The sequence below is a fragment of the Castellaniella sp. genome, from assembly GCF_034674885.1.
Lineage (GTDB): Bacteria > Pseudomonadota > Gammaproteobacteria > Burkholderiales > Burkholderiaceae_B > Castellaniella.
The window spans coordinates 1-13,872 of record NZ_JAUCDS010000022.1 but is presented as its reverse complement, the minus strand read 5'-3'; the positions used below and the strand labels follow the sequence as shown (position 1 = coordinate 13,872).

General features: G+C 64.3%; 12 protein-coding genes. 9 read left to right on the top strand and 3 right to left on the bottom strand.

Features of this window, described 5'->3' with window-relative positions; genetic code table 11:
* Window positions 1-15: 15 nt before the first annotated feature.
* Genes VDP74_RS11750 through map form a run of 3 tightly spaced genes read right to left on the bottom strand, consistent with a single transcriptional unit; the run spans window position 16 to window position 3,934 of the window.
* A complete protein-coding gene (locus VDP74_RS11750) occupies window positions 16-498 on the bottom strand; it encodes a disulfide bond formation protein B (protein ID WP_322999822.1) in 483 nt (160 codons plus the stop codon).
* Window positions 495-3,125, bottom strand: a complete 2,631-nt coding sequence (locus VDP74_RS11745; RefSeq protein WP_322999821.1) for a [protein-PII] uridylyltransferase — start codon at window positions 3,123-3,125, stop codon at window positions 495-497. The genes VDP74_RS11750 and VDP74_RS11745 overlap by 4 nt, the downstream gene beginning before the upstream one ends.
* Window positions 3,122-3,934 carry a type I methionyl aminopeptidase gene (gene map, locus VDP74_RS11740; RefSeq protein WP_322999853.1) on the bottom strand — a complete coding sequence of 271 codons (813 nt, stop codon included), beginning with the start codon at window positions 3,932-3,934 and terminating at the stop codon, window positions 3,122-3,124. Before map ends, VDP74_RS11745 begins: the two co-directional genes overlap by 4 nt.
* 167 nt (window positions 3,935-4,101) lie before the next feature.
* On the opposite strand from map, the gene rpsB reads away from it, so the two are divergent.
* The 9 genes from rpsB (at window position 4,102) to bamA (ending at window position 13,844) form a co-directional block, all read left to right on the top strand.
* On the top strand, window positions 4,102-4,854 hold the full coding sequence (rpsB, locus tag VDP74_RS11735; RefSeq protein WP_322999820.1) for a 30S ribosomal protein S2: 753 nt from the start codon (window positions 4,102-4,104) through the stop codon (window positions 4,852-4,854).
* A gap of 99 nt (window positions 4,855-4,953) precedes the next feature.
* On the top strand, window positions 4,954-5,829 hold the full coding sequence (tsf, locus tag VDP74_RS11730) for a translation elongation factor Ts (RefSeq protein WP_322999819.1): 876 nt from the start codon (window positions 4,954-4,956) through the stop codon (window positions 5,827-5,829).
* 100 nt (window positions 5,830-5,929) lie between these two features.
* Window positions 5,930-6,646, top strand: a complete 717-nt coding sequence (gene pyrH, locus VDP74_RS11725; RefSeq protein ID WP_322999818.1) for a UMP kinase — start codon at window positions 5,930-5,932, stop codon at window positions 6,644-6,646.
* Between the two features lie 8 nt (window positions 6,647-6,654).
* Window positions 6,655-7,215: a ribosome recycling factor gene (gene frr, locus VDP74_RS11720; protein WP_322999817.1), complete on the top strand. Its 561-nt coding sequence runs from the start codon at window positions 6,655-6,657 to the stop codon at window positions 7,213-7,215.
* A 31-nt stretch (window positions 7,216-7,246) separates the two neighbouring features.
* Window positions 7,247-8,005 (top strand): polyprenyl diphosphate synthase, encoded by a 759-nt coding sequence (gene uppS, locus VDP74_RS11715; protein WP_322999852.1) that lies wholly within the window; start codon window positions 7,247-7,249, stop codon window positions 8,003-8,005.
* A 9-nt stretch (window positions 8,006-8,014) separates the two neighbouring features.
* Complete coding sequence (locus VDP74_RS11710; RefSeq protein ID WP_322999816.1) at window positions 8,015-8,854, top strand: phosphatidate cytidylyltransferase; 840 nt, start codon at window positions 8,015-8,017, stop codon at window positions 8,852-8,854.
* Between the two features lie 4 nt (window positions 8,855-8,858).
* A complete protein-coding gene (locus VDP74_RS11705) occupies window positions 8,859-10,070 on the top strand; it encodes a 1-deoxy-D-xylulose-5-phosphate reductoisomerase (protein ID WP_322999815.1) in 1,212 nt (403 codons plus the stop codon).
* A gap of 6 nt (window positions 10,071-10,076) precedes the next feature.
* A complete protein-coding gene (gene rseP / locus VDP74_RS11700; protein ID WP_322999814.1) occupies window positions 10,077-11,411 on the top strand; it encodes an RIP metalloprotease RseP in 1,335 nt (444 codons plus the stop codon).
* 69 nt (window positions 11,412-11,480) lie between these two features.
* Entirely contained in the window at window positions 11,481-13,844 is a 2,364-nt protein-coding gene (gene bamA / locus VDP74_RS11695; protein WP_322999813.1) for an outer membrane protein assembly factor BamA, read from the top strand.
* The last annotated feature ends 28 nt before the right edge of the window (window positions 13,845-13,872 follow it).

Genomic DNA, 13,872 nt, shown 5'->3' with positions numbered 1-13,872 from the left:
ATTCGCAGCAGCCCACTATTCTTTTCGCGCAAGCACCCAGAGGCACAGTGCCGTGCAGACCGCGAACAGCATCAACCCCCATAGCGCATATTCGATGCCCAGCAAGCTGACGCGGGCATCCGAACAACTGGCGTAGATGCCGAACAGCCAGGGCAGGGCGGCATCCAGCCCGGAACCGGCGATGAACTGGTCGGCAAAGGTCTGCGCGCAGGAAAAGGCGTTGCTGGCCACGGAATACTGATACCAGGCGGCGATGATGCCGCAGACGCCCAGCACGGCCCCCAGGGCAGCGCCCAGCCGACGGATCAGGGCCGACCCCCAGCCGGTGCTGGCCAGGCCGCAGACGGCCGCAATGGCCAGCAGGATCAGGCGTTGCAGTACGCACCAGGCGCAGGGCCGCATATTGAACATATGCTGTGAAATCAGGGCGAAGCCCACGGCCGCCAGGCACAGCAGGGATGTGGTTCTCAGGATTCGGTCGGATCGGTTGGTTTTCATGAGGGATCAGCGATTGAAAGAGGCGGATGAGATCCGGGAATCCGAGCCTTGTCCGTTTCAACGGCCAGGGCATCGAAGATGTGGCGTTCGAACTGCAACTGGCCGCGCGTCTGCTCCAGCACGGATCCCTGCAGGATGAAGATGTCCTCGACTCGGTCGCCCAGAGTCATGATCTTCGCCATTTTCAGGTTGACGCCGTGGCGGGTGAATACTCGGGCCAGGTCGTGCAGCAGGCCTACGCGGTCTGCGGTGGTGACGGACAGGCGCCAGGTGCCGCCTTGCTCGTCGGCCTGCAGGGTGATGCTGGGCATGATGGGAAAGACCCGGGAACGCCGCGAGCCTCGCCGCAAGGTCGATGGCGGTGTCTGGGCGCCGGTCGGCGCTGCCAGGGCTGCTCGCAGTTCGTGTTCGATCAGGCTGGCATGGGCCCGGTAGTCGCGGTCCGCGTCGGGCAGCAACACGATGAAGCTGTCCAGGGCCCAACCTTGGCGGGTCGTGTGGATGCGGGCATCCTGGATGCTCAGCCCATGCCGGTCGAAATAGGTGCAGATATCCATGAACAGATCTGCGCGGTCGGGGGCATAGGCCAGGATCTGCAGGGCTTCGCTCTGCCCCAGGACGCGTGCCCGCACCACGGGGTCCGGCCCCTGGAAGCAATGGTACAAGTGCCGTGTGTGCCAGGCGATTTCATTGGCGTCGTGACGCAGGAAGTAGGCCACGTCCAGCTGCGACCAGAAGGCATCCCGGCTTTCGTCGCGCAGGCCCATGCGGCGGATCTCGGCGGCGGCGGCGTCCTTGCGCAAGGCCAGGATGGTGCCGGTATCGGGGCGGGCGCCGCCCAGCGCGGCCAGGGTCTGATGGTACAGATCGTCCAGCAGCTTGCCTTTCCAGGCATTCCAGACGCGCGGGCTGGTGCCCCGGATGTCGGCGACAGTCAGCAGATACAGGGCGGCCAGGCGACGCTGCGTGCCTACCCGGGTGGCGAATTCGTGGATGACGCGCGGATCGCTCAGGTCGCGTTTCTGCGCCACCTGTGACAGCGTCAGGTGCTCGCGTACCAGGAACTCCACCAGATCGGCCTGCTCGCGCGGCAGCTGGTGCTGGCGGGCGAAACGGCGGACCTCGGCTGCGCCCAGTTGCGAATGGTCGCCTCCCCGGCCCTTGGCGATGTCGTGGAACAGCGCGGCCACATACAGCAGCCAATGCTCGTCCAGGTCGGCGATCAGCTGGCTGGCCAGGGGATATTCCTGGGCATGTTCCGGCATGGTGAAGCGGCGCAGGTTGCGGATCACCATCAGGATGTGCTGATCCACCGTATAGGCGTGGAACAGGTCGTGCTGCATTTGCCCGACGATGCGGCGAAAGACCGGCAGGTAGCGAGGCAGGATGTTCCACATCGTCATGTCGCGCAGGGCATGGACGATGCCGCGCGGCTGCTGCAGGATCTGCAGGAACTGCTTGCGGTTGACCGGGTTGTCGCGGAACTGCGGGTCGATGCGCCGCCGCGCATGCCATATGGCCCGCAGCGTGCCCGCCGCCATGCCCTGCAGTTCCGGGTGCTGCTGCATCACCAGGAACACGCGCAGCAGCAGGGCCGGGTTGCGCTCGAAGGCGTCCGGGCGCTGCAGCGCCAGGTGATCGCGGCGCACGCAGAAATCGTCGTCCAGGGCTGCAGTGCTGGCCTGGGTCTGGGGAAACAGGTGTTCTTCCAGGCTTTGCATCAGCAGGCGGTTCACCTGGCAGACCACTCGTGCGGCCCAGTAGTAGCGCTGCATCAGCAGTTCGCTGGCCCGTCGATGTGGCTGGTCCGTGAAACCGTAGATGTGGGCCAGGCGTGGCTGCAGATCGAACAGCACCCGGTCTTCCCGGCGTCCCGCCAGCAGATGCAGTTCGATGCGCAGCCGCTTGAAGGCGCGTTCGGCCCGGCGCAACGAACGGAATTCGGCGGGGGTCAGCAGGTCGGTCCGGGCGACGGCCGTCCAGCTTGTGCCCAGGCCTGCCGCCCGCGCCAGCCACAGCAGCACCTGGAGGTCGCGCAGGCCTCCGGGGGCTTCCTTGCAATTCGGTTCCAGCGCATAGGGCGTGTCCTGATGGCGCACGTGGCGCTGCTGCATTTCAGTGCGCTTGGCCAGATAGAATTCTCTCGGATCCAGGTCTTCCTGCATCCGGGCGCGGAATTCCTGGAACAGGCCACGGCTGCCGGCCAGCCAGCGGGCTTCCAGCAAGGCGGTCTGGACGGTGATGTCGGCAGCGGCTTCGTGGCGGCACTGCGTCACGGTGCGTACACTGTGGCCGGGTTCCATGCCGACGTCCCACAGGGCGGCGATCAGGGCTTCGATGCGATCGCGCTCATTGGCATCGGGGCTGCGTTCCAGCAGGATCAGGATGTCCAGGTCGGACCCCGGATAGAGCTCTCCGCGCCCGTACCCCCCTACGGCAGCCAGGCAGGCTCCCCGGGGGATGGGGTGGGTCTTCAGCAGTTCGCGGACCTGTTCGTCCGCAATCCGGCGCAAGGCCGTCAGCAGAGGTTCGGGGCGCAGGTGACTGCGGTAGGCTGCAATGGCTTCGGCGCGGCGCGTCTGCAGGCGGCCGCGCAAGGCCGCGACACCGTCCTGCGAGGCGATCATGCAGAGGCGGCAGCTTTGGCGAACGCAGGGGGTGCCGGCATGCCGGGCGAGACGGTCAGCACTTCATAGCCCTGGTCCGTCACCAGGATACTGTGCTCCCATTGCGCCGACAGGCTGTGGTCGCGAGTGACGACAGTCCATTGGTCGGCCAGGGTGCGGATTTCCCGCCGACCGGCGTTGATCATGGGCTCGATCGTGAAGATCATGCCGGGTTCCAGGCGCAGGCCTGTGCCTGGCTTGCCGTAGTGCAGCACCTGGGGGTCCTGGTGGAAGCGCTTGCCGACCCCGTGGCCGCAGTATTCGCGCACCACCGAAAAACCGGCTTTTTCTGCGTGTTGCTGGATGGCGTGGCCGACGTCGCCCAGGGTGGCGCCGGGGCGCACCTGTTCGATGCCCAGCCACATGCATTCATAGGTGGTTTCCGCCAGTCGCCGGCCCAGGATGGTGGGCTCGCCCACGTAGTACATGCGGCTGGTGTCGCCGAACCAGCCGTCCTTGATGATCGTGATGTCCATATTCAGGATGTCGCCGTTCTTCAGGACCTTGTCGCCGGGGATGCCGTGGCAGATGACGTGGTTGACCGAGATGCAAATCGAGGCCGGGTAGGGCGGATAGCCCGGTGGTGCGTAGCCCACGGTGGCGGATTTCACCTTCAGCACGTTGGTCAGGTAATCCATGCACAGACGTTCGAGTTCCCCGGTGGTGACGCCCGGGCGCACGTGGGGTTCCAGATAGTCCAGAATGCTGGCGGCTGCCTGGCAGGCGGCGCGCATCTGGTCGAGTTCCTGGGGATCTGTAATCAGTGGAATCATGGGAGAAGCTTGCTGAAAATGTAGGATGAATAGTAGAATTATAGGCTTCGCTGTAAATAGCGTGCATGGCCGCCCATGGGTGTCTTGGCAGCAGGTCCTTTTTGCAGGACATGTTAGTCCCGGATACTGGCCATGTACAAGACCAAACCCTTTGGAGAATTTCCATGAGCCTCATGCGTGAAATGCTGGAAGCTGGTGTGCACTTTGGCCACCAGACCCGTTACTGGAACCCGAAAATGGCCGAATACATCTTCGGCCAGCGCAACAAGATCCATATCGTCAACCTGGAACGCACGGTTGAGAAATACCTGGAAGCCACGCAATTCGTGCGCCAGGTGGCGGCTCGCGGCGGCAATGTGCTGTTCGTCGGCACGAAACGTTCTGCCCGTGAACTGGTGGCGGCCGAAGCTCAGCGCTGCGGCATGCCCTACGTCGACAGCCGTTGGCTGGGCGGCATGATGACCAACTTCAAGACGGTCAAGACGTCCATCAAGCGCCTGAAGGACATGGAAGCCCAGCAGGCCGAAGGCGCCACCGAACACATGAGCAAGAAAGAAGCGCTCATGTTCGAACGCGAACTGGCCAAGCTGAACAAGTCCATCGGCGGCATCAAGGACATGAACACCCTGCCCGAGGCGCTGTTCATCATCGACGTGGGCTACCACAAGATCGCCGTGGCCGAGGCCCGCACCCTGGGCATCCCGGTGGTCGGCGTGGTCGATACCAACCACTCGCCCGAGGGCATCGATTACGTCATCCCCGGCAACGACGACTCCAGCAAGGCCATCGCGCTGTATGCCCGTGGCATGGCGGACGCCGTGCTGGCTGGCCGTGAGCAAAGCCTCAACGGCCTGGTCGAAGAACTGGCCGAAGGCGAGGAATTCATCGAGGTCGAGCAGGATCAGCACGAGGAATAATTCCTCGTCCCTCGTCCCCTCCGGCGCGGGCTTGCCCCGCGCCACCCCGTCCGATACCGGCACCAGCCGGTATCTGCATTGATCGAACAGGAGAATCGAATGGCTCAAATCACCGCTGCCATGGTCAAGGAACTGCGCGAAAAGACCGACGCGCCCATGATGGAATGCAAGAAAGCCCTGACGGAAGCCGAGGGCGACCTGGCCCGTGCCGAGGAACTGCTGCGCGTCAAGCTCGGCAGCAAGGCCTCCAAGGCTGCCAGCCGCGTCACGGCCGAAGGCCTGATCGGCCTGTATATCGCCGACAGCGGCAAGACCGGTGCCCTGATCGAAGTCAACTGCGAAACCGACTTCGTCGCCAAGAACGATGATTTCATCGGCTTCGTCAACAACCTGGCCCGCCTGGTCGCCGAACAGAACCCGGCCGACGTGGCCGCCCTGGGCCAGTGCGCCATGGGCGAAGGCACCGTCGAATCGACCCGCACGGCCCTGGTCGGCAAGATCGGCGAAAACATGTCGGTGCGCCGCTTCCAACGGTTTGAGACCGTGGACGGCCTGAACAGCTACGTGCATGGTGGGCGCATCGGCGTGCTGGTGGACTTCGCCGGCGCTGAAGAAGTCGGCAAGGACCTGGCCATGCACATCGCCGCCACCAAGCCCCGCGCTCTGGATGCGGGCGGCGTGGACCCGGCCCTGATCGCCGCCGAGCGCTCGGTTGCGGAACAGAAGGCCCAGGAATCCGGCAAGCCGGCCGAGATCGTCACGAAAATGGTCGAAGGCTCGGTGCAGAAGTTCCTCAAGGAAGTCACCCTGCTGTCGCAGCCTTTCGTGAAGAACGACAAACAGTCCGTCGAGCAGATGCTCAAGGAAAAGGGCGCCCGCATCAACCGCTACGCCCTGTTCGTGGTGGGCGAGGGCATCGAGAAGAAATCCGAGGACTTCGCCGCCGAAGTCGCCGCTGCCGCCAGCGGTTCCTGATTTCATCCGATTCAGGTACGATGGCATCGCGCTGCGCGCGGTGCCATCGCACGTCTGCTCCACCCGTTTTTTTCGTTTCGTCCTTCCAGGAACCTGGTGCATGTCAAATCCAGCCTACAAGCGCGTCCTTCTGAAATTGTCGGGCGAGGCGCTGATGGGGGGTGATGCCTTCGGCATCAACCGAGCCACCATTCTCCGCATGACCGAAGAAATTCACGGCATCGTGTCGTTGGGGGTTCAGTTGGCTGTCGTGATCGGCGGCGGCAATATTTTCCGGGGTGTGGCGCCGGGTGCCCAAGGCATGGACCGCGCCACCGCTGATTACATGGGCATGCTGGCCACCGTCATGAACGGCCTGGCCCTGCAGGACGCCCTGAAAAACCACGGCGTGGATGCCCGCGTCCAGTCGGCCCTGAACATCGATCAGGTGGTCGAACGCTACATCCGCCCCAAGGCGCTGCGTTACCTGGAAGAAGGCAAGGTCGTGATCTTTGCGGCGGGCACCGGCAATCCGTTCTTCACGACGGATACCGCCGCCGCGCTGCGCGGGGCCGAAATCGGCGCCGAAGTGGTCCTCAAGGCTACCAAGGTCGACGGCATCTACAGCGCCGATCCCAATAAGGACCCCAACGCCACCCGCTATTCGCGCATCAGCTTCGACGAGGCCATCGTACGTCGCCTGGAAGTCATGGACGCCACCGCCTTTGCGTTGTGCCGCGACCAGAAGCTACCCATCAAAGTCTTTTCGATCAACAAACCCGGGGCCTTGCGTCGCGTCGTCTGCGGCGAGGACGAAGGCACCCTGGTCCAGGTATAGGAACCCTCATGAGCCTTTCCGACATTCGACGCTCGACCGACGAGCGCATGGGTAAATCCATTGAATCCCTGAAGACCAATCTGGGCAAGATCCGTACCGGCCGCGCACATGCCGGCATCCTGGATCACGTGCAGGTGGAATACTATGGTTCGCCCGTGCCGGTCAGCCAGGTGGCCAACGTCACCGTCATGGACGCCCGTACCCTCAGTGTCCAGGTCTGGGAAAAGACCATGGCGGCTGCTGTCGACAAGGCCATCCGTGAATCCGATCTGGGGCTGAACCCGATTTCGATGGGTGACAATATCCGCGTGCCCATGCCCGCCCTGACCGAAGAGCGCCGCCGCGACCTGACCAAGGTCGTGCGAGGCGAGGGCGAGGACGCCAAGGTCGCCGTGCGCAATCTGCGCCGTGACGCCAACGACACGCTGAAAAAGCTGCTCAAGGACAAGGACATCTCCGAGGACGACGAGCGTCGCGGTCAAGACGATATCCAGAAACTCACGGACCGCTACGTGGCCGATATCGACAAGCTCGTCTCCCAGAAGGAAGCCGAGATCATGACGGTCTGATCGTCGTCGACCGATCGATTCCAGCGGCATGATCCAGGCCAGTTCCACGCGCAGTGTTCCCGCGACCGGACAGACGCCCCGGCACGTGGCCATCATCATGGATGGCAACGGCCGCTGGGCTACGCAGCGAATGCTGCCGCGCACGGCAGGCCATGTGCGTGGTGTGCAGGCCGTGCGCCGCGCGGTCGAGGCCTGCGGGCGCCGTGGCGTCGAATACCTGACGCTGTTCGCCTTCAGTTCCGAAAATTGGCGCCGCCCCGCCCAGGAAGTTTCATTGCTGATGAAACTGTTCGTGCGCACCCTGGAAAAGGAAGTCGACAAACTCATCGAACAGGGCGTACGCCTGCGCATCGTGGGCGACCTGACTCCTTTCGACCAGAAGCTGCGCAATCTGATCCGCGACGCCGAGGCGCGCACCGCAGACCAATCCGCTCTGGTGCTGACCATTGCTGCCAACTACGGCGGGCGCTGGGACATCCTGCAGGCCGCTCGAGTCCTGCTGGCGGAATGCCCCGACCTGGCGGCGCATCCGGAACGGCTGGACGAAGAGGCCCTCGGCGAGCGGTTGGCCATGGCCTATGCGCCCGAACCTGACCTGTTCATCCGCACCGGCGGCGAACAGCGCATTTCCAATTTCCTGATCTGGCAGCTGGCATACACCGAGCTGTATTTCACGCCCTGTTATTGGCCCGATTTCGGGGCTGCGGACATCGACCGGGCCTTTGCCTGGTATCGTGACCGCGAACGGCGCTTTGGTCGCACCAGCGAACAATTGCGCGCACAGACCTGAAGGGGCCCCATGCTGCGCCAAAGAATACTCACCGCGATCGTCCTGCTCCTGATTGTCGCGGGTGCCGTCTCGGCGGCCACACCCTGGCCCATGCTGGCGCTGCTGGCGCTGATGTCGGGCTGCGCCCTGTGGGAATGGTGGCGGCTGGTGTGGCCGCACCCCCTGGCGCGCGGTGGCGCGGCCGTCCTGTTTGTCTGCATCCTGGGGATCGCATCGCGCCTGCTGGTCGATGGCCAGCCGGACCTGCATCGCCTGTTCCAGACGATCCTGCTGCCCTTGGCGCTTGTGTTCTGGCTGTTGCCGGCTCCCTGGATGGTGGTGCGCGCCCAGGTTCCCGAGCGCTGCCCGTCCGCCGGTCTGGCGCTGGCTGCCGCACTGACGCTGCTCGCCACCTGGTACGCGCTGTCCTGGATTTTCCTGCAACATGGCGCCGGGGCGCTCATCAGCCTGTGGGCCCTGATCTGGTGCGCCGACATCGCCGCCTATTTCACCGGCCGCAGCCTGGGACGCCATAAACTGGCGCCGCGTGTCAGCCCTGGCAAAACCTGGGAAGGCGCAGCCGGGGGCGTGCTGGCAGCCACGCTCTGGCTGCTGGCGACGGCCATCTGGTGGCCGGACAGCTATGGCGCGCTGCTGTTGCCGCGCCTGGGGTGGCCTGCCCTGATCCTGGCCGGCATCGTGCTGGCGGCCTGGTCCATCGTCGGCGACCTGTTCGAATCCCTGCTGAAGCGACGCGCGGGGGTCAAGGATTCCAGCCAGCTGTTGCCGGGACACGGCGGGGTGTACGATCGGATCGATGCCGTGCTGCCGGTGGCGCCGGCCGCCATTCTTTTGCTGTTGCTCGGGTAATTCCATGTCTGTTGTCCAACGACTGTGCATTTTGGGTTCCACGGGGTCCATCGGGGTCAGTACCCTGGATGTCGTCGCCCGTCACCCTGATCGCCTGTCCGTCTATGCCCTCAGCGCCCATAGCCGCATCGAGTCCCTGGCGGCCCAGGCGGCCGCCCATGATGCGCGGGTGGTGATCGTGCCCGACGATGCCGCGCGCCAGCGTTTTCTGGCTGCCTGGCCCGATCGCCGCCCTGTGCCGGAAATCCGCCAGGGGGCCCAGGCACTGGCAGACACTGCGGCGGATCCCGAGGTCACTGCCGTGATGGCGGCGATCGTGGGGGCGGCCGGCCTGCCGGGCGCCCTGGCGGCGGCCCGGGCCGGCAAGCGGGTGCTGCTGGCCAACAAGGAAGCCCTGGTCGCGGCCGGTTCCCTGTTCATGCAGGCGGTGCGGGAAGCAGGCGCCGAGCTGCTGCCCATCGACAGCGAACACAACGCCATCTTCCAGTGCCTGCCGCAATCGGCCGACCGCGCCCGGGCCCCCAGCCAGCCAGCGCCCGGCGTGCGCCGCCTGCTGCTGACGGCATCCGGGGGGCCGTTTCGCTGCACGGCGCTGGACGAACTGGAACACGTCACCCCGGAACAGGCCTGCGCGCATCCCAACTGGCGCATGGGCCGCAAAATTTCCGTCGATTCGGCCACCATGCTGAACAAGGGGCTGGAGGTCATCGAGGCCCATTGGCTGTTTGCCATGCCGCTGGAACGCATCCAGGTTGTGATCCATCCGCAAAGCGTGGTGCATTCCATGGTCGAATACACGGATGGGTCGATTCTGGCGCAACTGGGCCAGCCCGACATGCGCACGCCCATCGCCTTTGGCCTGGGCTATCCCGACCGCATCGACAGCGGCGTGGGCCTGCTGGAACTCACCCGCCTGGGGCGCCTGGATTTCGAGCCGCCCGACCTGCGTCGCTTTCCCTGCCTGCGCCTGTCGCTGGATGCCCTGAAACAGGGGCAGGGCGCCTGCATCACCCTGAATGCGGCCAACGAGGTCGCCGTAGACGGGTTTTTGCATGGCCGCATCCGCTACACTCAGATACCCGCCATCATCGAACGCTGTCTGGGAGATTCCGCCCGTTTTGGGGTCCAGACGCCGTCCTCGCTGGATGAAGTCCTGTACCTCGATGCGCATACGCGTCGACTGGCAACGAGCTACTGCCAGGCCGCCTTAGGCTGATTTTTCATGCTGTTCACCCTGTTTGCCTTCATCGTGGCCCTGGGCCTGCTGGTGACGTTCCACGAGTTGGGCCACTATTGGGTGGCCCGTCGCTGCGGGGTGCGCATCCTGCGCTTTTCCGTCGGCTTTGGCCCGGTCCTGCTGCGGCGCCATGACCGACGCGGTACGGAATGGGCGCTCTCGGCTATTCCGCTGGGCGGTTATGTGAAGATGCTGGACGACGCGCCGCCCGATGCCGACGCTGCCACGCGGCGCGCCGCCTTCAATGCGCAGCCCCTGTCCCGGCGCGTGGCCGTCGTGGCCGCCGGCCCGTTGGCCAATCTGCTGCTGGCGGCTGTGATTTATACCCTGCTGGGCATGTGGGGCGCCCAGGAGCCTGCCGCGATCCTGGCGGCTCCCGCCAGTGGAACGCCCGCCGCCCAGGCAGGCCTGCAGGCGGGGGATCGCCTGACCTCCGTCGATGGCCGGGCCATTGCTTCCTGGACCCAGGCCCGCTGGCGGTTGCTGGAACCCTTGGCCGAAGGCGGACGGGTGACACTGTCGGTACGGACGCCGCAGGATACGGATCGGGAGGCCGCGCTGCAGTTCGTCGCCCACGATTTCGGCCCGGATGGTCCCGACCCTCTGGCTCAGGCCGGACTCGCCTTGCAGGCACCCCAGGCGGTCATCGGCAGCGTGACTGTCGACGGTGTCGCCCGGCAGGCCGGTCTGCAGCCCGGCGACTTGGTGCTGGCCGCGGCAGGGCATGAACGGCCTTCCGTGCAGGCCTTCGTGCAGATCGTGCAGGACCACCCGGGCCAGCCCCTGGCGCTGCGGGTGGAACGGCAGTCCGCCGCCCTGGATCTCACCCTGACGCCGGCAATGGTCGACGACGCCGGGCGGACGGTGGGCCGGATCGGAGCTCTCATCGAAGGGCGCCAGCCCCTGGTGCTGGTGCGGCTGGGTCCGCTGGACAGCCTGTGGTCGGGCGTGCAGCGTACGTGGGACATGAGCTTCTTTACCATGCGCATGATGGGCCGCATGGTCGTTGGCGCTGTGTCCTGGCGCAACATCAGCGGGCCTGTCACCATAGCGGAATATGCCGGCCAGACGGCCCGTGTCGGCCTGGAGGCCTATCTGCGTTTCCTGGCCCTGATCAGCATCAGCATCGGCGTGCTCAATCTGTTGCCCATCCCCATGCTGGATGGCGGTCATTTGCTGTTCTATCTGATCGAGGCCTTGCGGGGTGGACGCCCTGTATCCGACCGTGTCCGTGACCTCGGGGTGCGGATCGGGATGGGGTTCGTACTCAGTCTGATGTTTCTCGCCTTGTTCAATGATTTTTCTCGGCTTTTCAGGTGATCGGATTGTGACTTACAATCGCGCATCACTTATCCCATGTCCCTGCTGCGGCTGAAAAGGATTGCCAGGATGTCGTCTCTTCGGAACTCTCGTCTCATCAAGCGTGCCATTCCCCTGGTGCTGGCTGCGTTGCTTGCACCGGCCATGGCCGCAGCCTTCACGCCGTTCGTCGTGCGCGACATTCAGGTGCAGGGCATCGAACGGGTCGATCCTGGTACGATCTTCACCTATCTGCCCGTGAAGATCGGCCAGACTTTCACCGAAGAAGAAGCCGCCACCGCCATCCAGAAGCTCTACGGCACGGGGTTCTTCAGCGACGTCAAGATCGATTCCCGGGGCGACGTCCTGGTCGTCTCCGTCAAGGAACGCCCGACGATCGCCTCGATCAATTTCAACGGCATGCGCGAGTTCGACGCCAAGGCGCTGTCGAAATCCCTGTCCCAGGTGGGTTTCGGCCAAGGCCGCATCTTCGATCAGGCCATGCTGGATCGCGCCGTCTTCGAACTGAAACAGCAATACCTGTCCAAGGGCAAGTACGGCGTGCAGATCAGCCCGGTCATCACGCCGCTGCCGCGCAATCGCGTCGGGGTCAGCTTCGATATCTTCGAGGGCGGAGTCGCCACCATCGACAAGATCGAATTCATCGGCAACAAGGCCTTCTCGTCCGGCACCCTGGAAGACCAGATGGAGCTGACCACGGGCGGCATGATGACCTGGTACACGGGCACCAACAAATACTCGCGCGAAAAACTGGAAGGCGACGTCGAGCGCATCCGCTCCTATTACCTGGATCGCGGCTACCTGGAATTCTCCATGGAACCGCCGCAGGTCACGATCTCGCCTGATCGCCAGAACATCTACATCACCATGACGGTGCACGAGGGCGAACCCTATAAACTGGGCCAGGTCGATCTGGCCGGCGATTTGCTGGGCCTGGACGACAAACTCAAACCCCTGGTCACGGTCAAGGAAGGCGAGACCTTCTCGGCGGAAAAGACCAATGCGGTGGCAAAATCCATCACCGACTATCTGGGGTCGCTGGGCTATGCCTTCGCCAACGTCAATCCCAGTCCTGCGCTGGACCACGACACCCATGTGGCCAAGCTGACCTTCTACGTTGACCCGGGCCGGCGCGTCTATGTGCGCCGCATCAACGTCGGCGGCAACACGCGCACCCGCGACGAAGTCGTGCGCCGGGAAATGCGCCAGCAAGAAGCCGCCTGGTACGATGCCTCCAGCATCAAGACCTCAAAAGAGCGCGTCGACCGTCTGGGCTATTTCAGCGAAGTCGACGTCAAGACCGATCCGGTGCCGGGCTCTCCTGACGAGGTCGACGTCAATGTCGACGTCAAGGAAAAACCCACCGGCATGATCAGCCTGGGCGTGGGCTATGGCAGCACCGACAAACTCATGCTGTCGGCCGGCATCAGCCAGGACAACGTCTTTGGCAGCGGCAATTCGCTGTCGCTGAACGTCAACACCAGCAAGACCAACCGCGCGGCCGTGCTGTCGCACACCAATCCCTACTGGACCCAGGACGGCATCAGCAAGACCACGTCCCTGTACTACCGCCGCACCACGCCCTATGACGTGTCCGACAGCAGCTCCACCGGCTGGTACACGGTGGAATCCATGGGCCTGGGCCTGAACTTCGGCGTGCCGATCTCGGAAGTCGACCGCATTTTTGCCGGCGTGACTTTCGAGCGCAACTCGCTCAAGGACATCCGTCGCACCGGCAGCAATCCAGCCCCGCTGGCCTACCAGGATTTCGTGGACCAGTACGGCGATACCACCAACGCAGGCATCTTCAGCCTGGGTTGGGCCAAGGACACCCGCGACAGCGCCCTGGCGCCCCACAAGGGCAGCTATACCCGCCTGTCGGCCGACGTGTCCACCCTGGACCTGCGCTATTACAAGCTGTCCGGGCAACAGCAATACTATCTGCCGCTGGGTCGCGCCTTCACGCTGGCCTTGAACGGCCAGGTGGACTGGGCCAAGAACTACGGCAGCAGCGACAAGGCCTTCCCCGTCATCAAGAACATGTACGCCGGGGGCATCGGCTCGGTGCGCGGCTACGAGGGCGCCTCTCTGGGGCCGCGCGACTCCCTGACCGACACCTACCTGGGCGGCTCCAAGCGCATCGTCGGCAACGTGCAGCTGTATCTGCCGTTCCCGGGGGCCTCGCGCGACCGCACCTTGCGCTGGTTCATGTTCTCCGACGTGGGACAGATTTCCACGACTGACGGTTCACCGTGCTCGCAAGGGCAGTATGGTCAGGTGGCCGATCCTTGCGGCTGGAAATATTCCGCAGGTCTGGGCCTGTCCTGGGAATCCCCGCTGGGACCGCTGCAGCTGTCCTTCGGCCGCGCACTGAACGCCAAGGAAGGCGATCAGAAGCAGGTCTTCCAATTCCAGATCGGTACAGGTTTCTGATTCCGATCGTTTAATGGCACAATAGTTC

Coding starts and splice junctions, on each gene's coding strand:
- VDP74_RS11750 (WP_322999822.1), bottom strand. CDS start 498: ATGAAAACCAACCGATCCGACCGAATCCTGAGAACCACATCCCTGCTG.
- VDP74_RS11745 (WP_322999821.1), bottom strand. CDS start 3,125: ATGATCGCCTCGCAGGACGGTGTCGCGGCCTTGCGCGGCCGCCTGCAG.
- rpsB (WP_322999820.1), top strand. CDS start 4,102: ATGAGCCTCATGCGTGAAATGCTGGAAGCTGGTGTGCACTTTGGCCAC.
- tsf (WP_322999819.1), top strand. CDS start 4,954: ATGGCTCAAATCACCGCTGCCATGGTCAAGGAACTGCGCGAAAAGACC.
- pyrH (WP_322999818.1), top strand. CDS start 5,930: ATGTCAAATCCAGCCTACAAGCGCGTCCTTCTGAAATTGTCGGGCGAG.
- frr (WP_322999817.1), top strand. CDS start 6,655: ATGAGCCTTTCCGACATTCGACGCTCGACCGACGAGCGCATGGGTAAA.
- VDP74_RS11710 (WP_322999816.1), top strand. CDS start 8,015: ATGCTGCGCCAAAGAATACTCACCGCGATCGTCCTGCTCCTGATTGTC.
- VDP74_RS11705 (WP_322999815.1), top strand. CDS start 8,859: ATGTCTGTTGTCCAACGACTGTGCATTTTGGGTTCCACGGGGTCCATC.
- rseP (WP_322999814.1), top strand. CDS start 10,077: ATGCTGTTCACCCTGTTTGCCTTCATCGTGGCCCTGGGCCTGCTGGTG.
- bamA (WP_322999813.1), top strand. CDS start 11,481: ATGTCGTCTCTTCGGAACTCTCGTCTCATCAAGCGTGCCATTCCCCTG.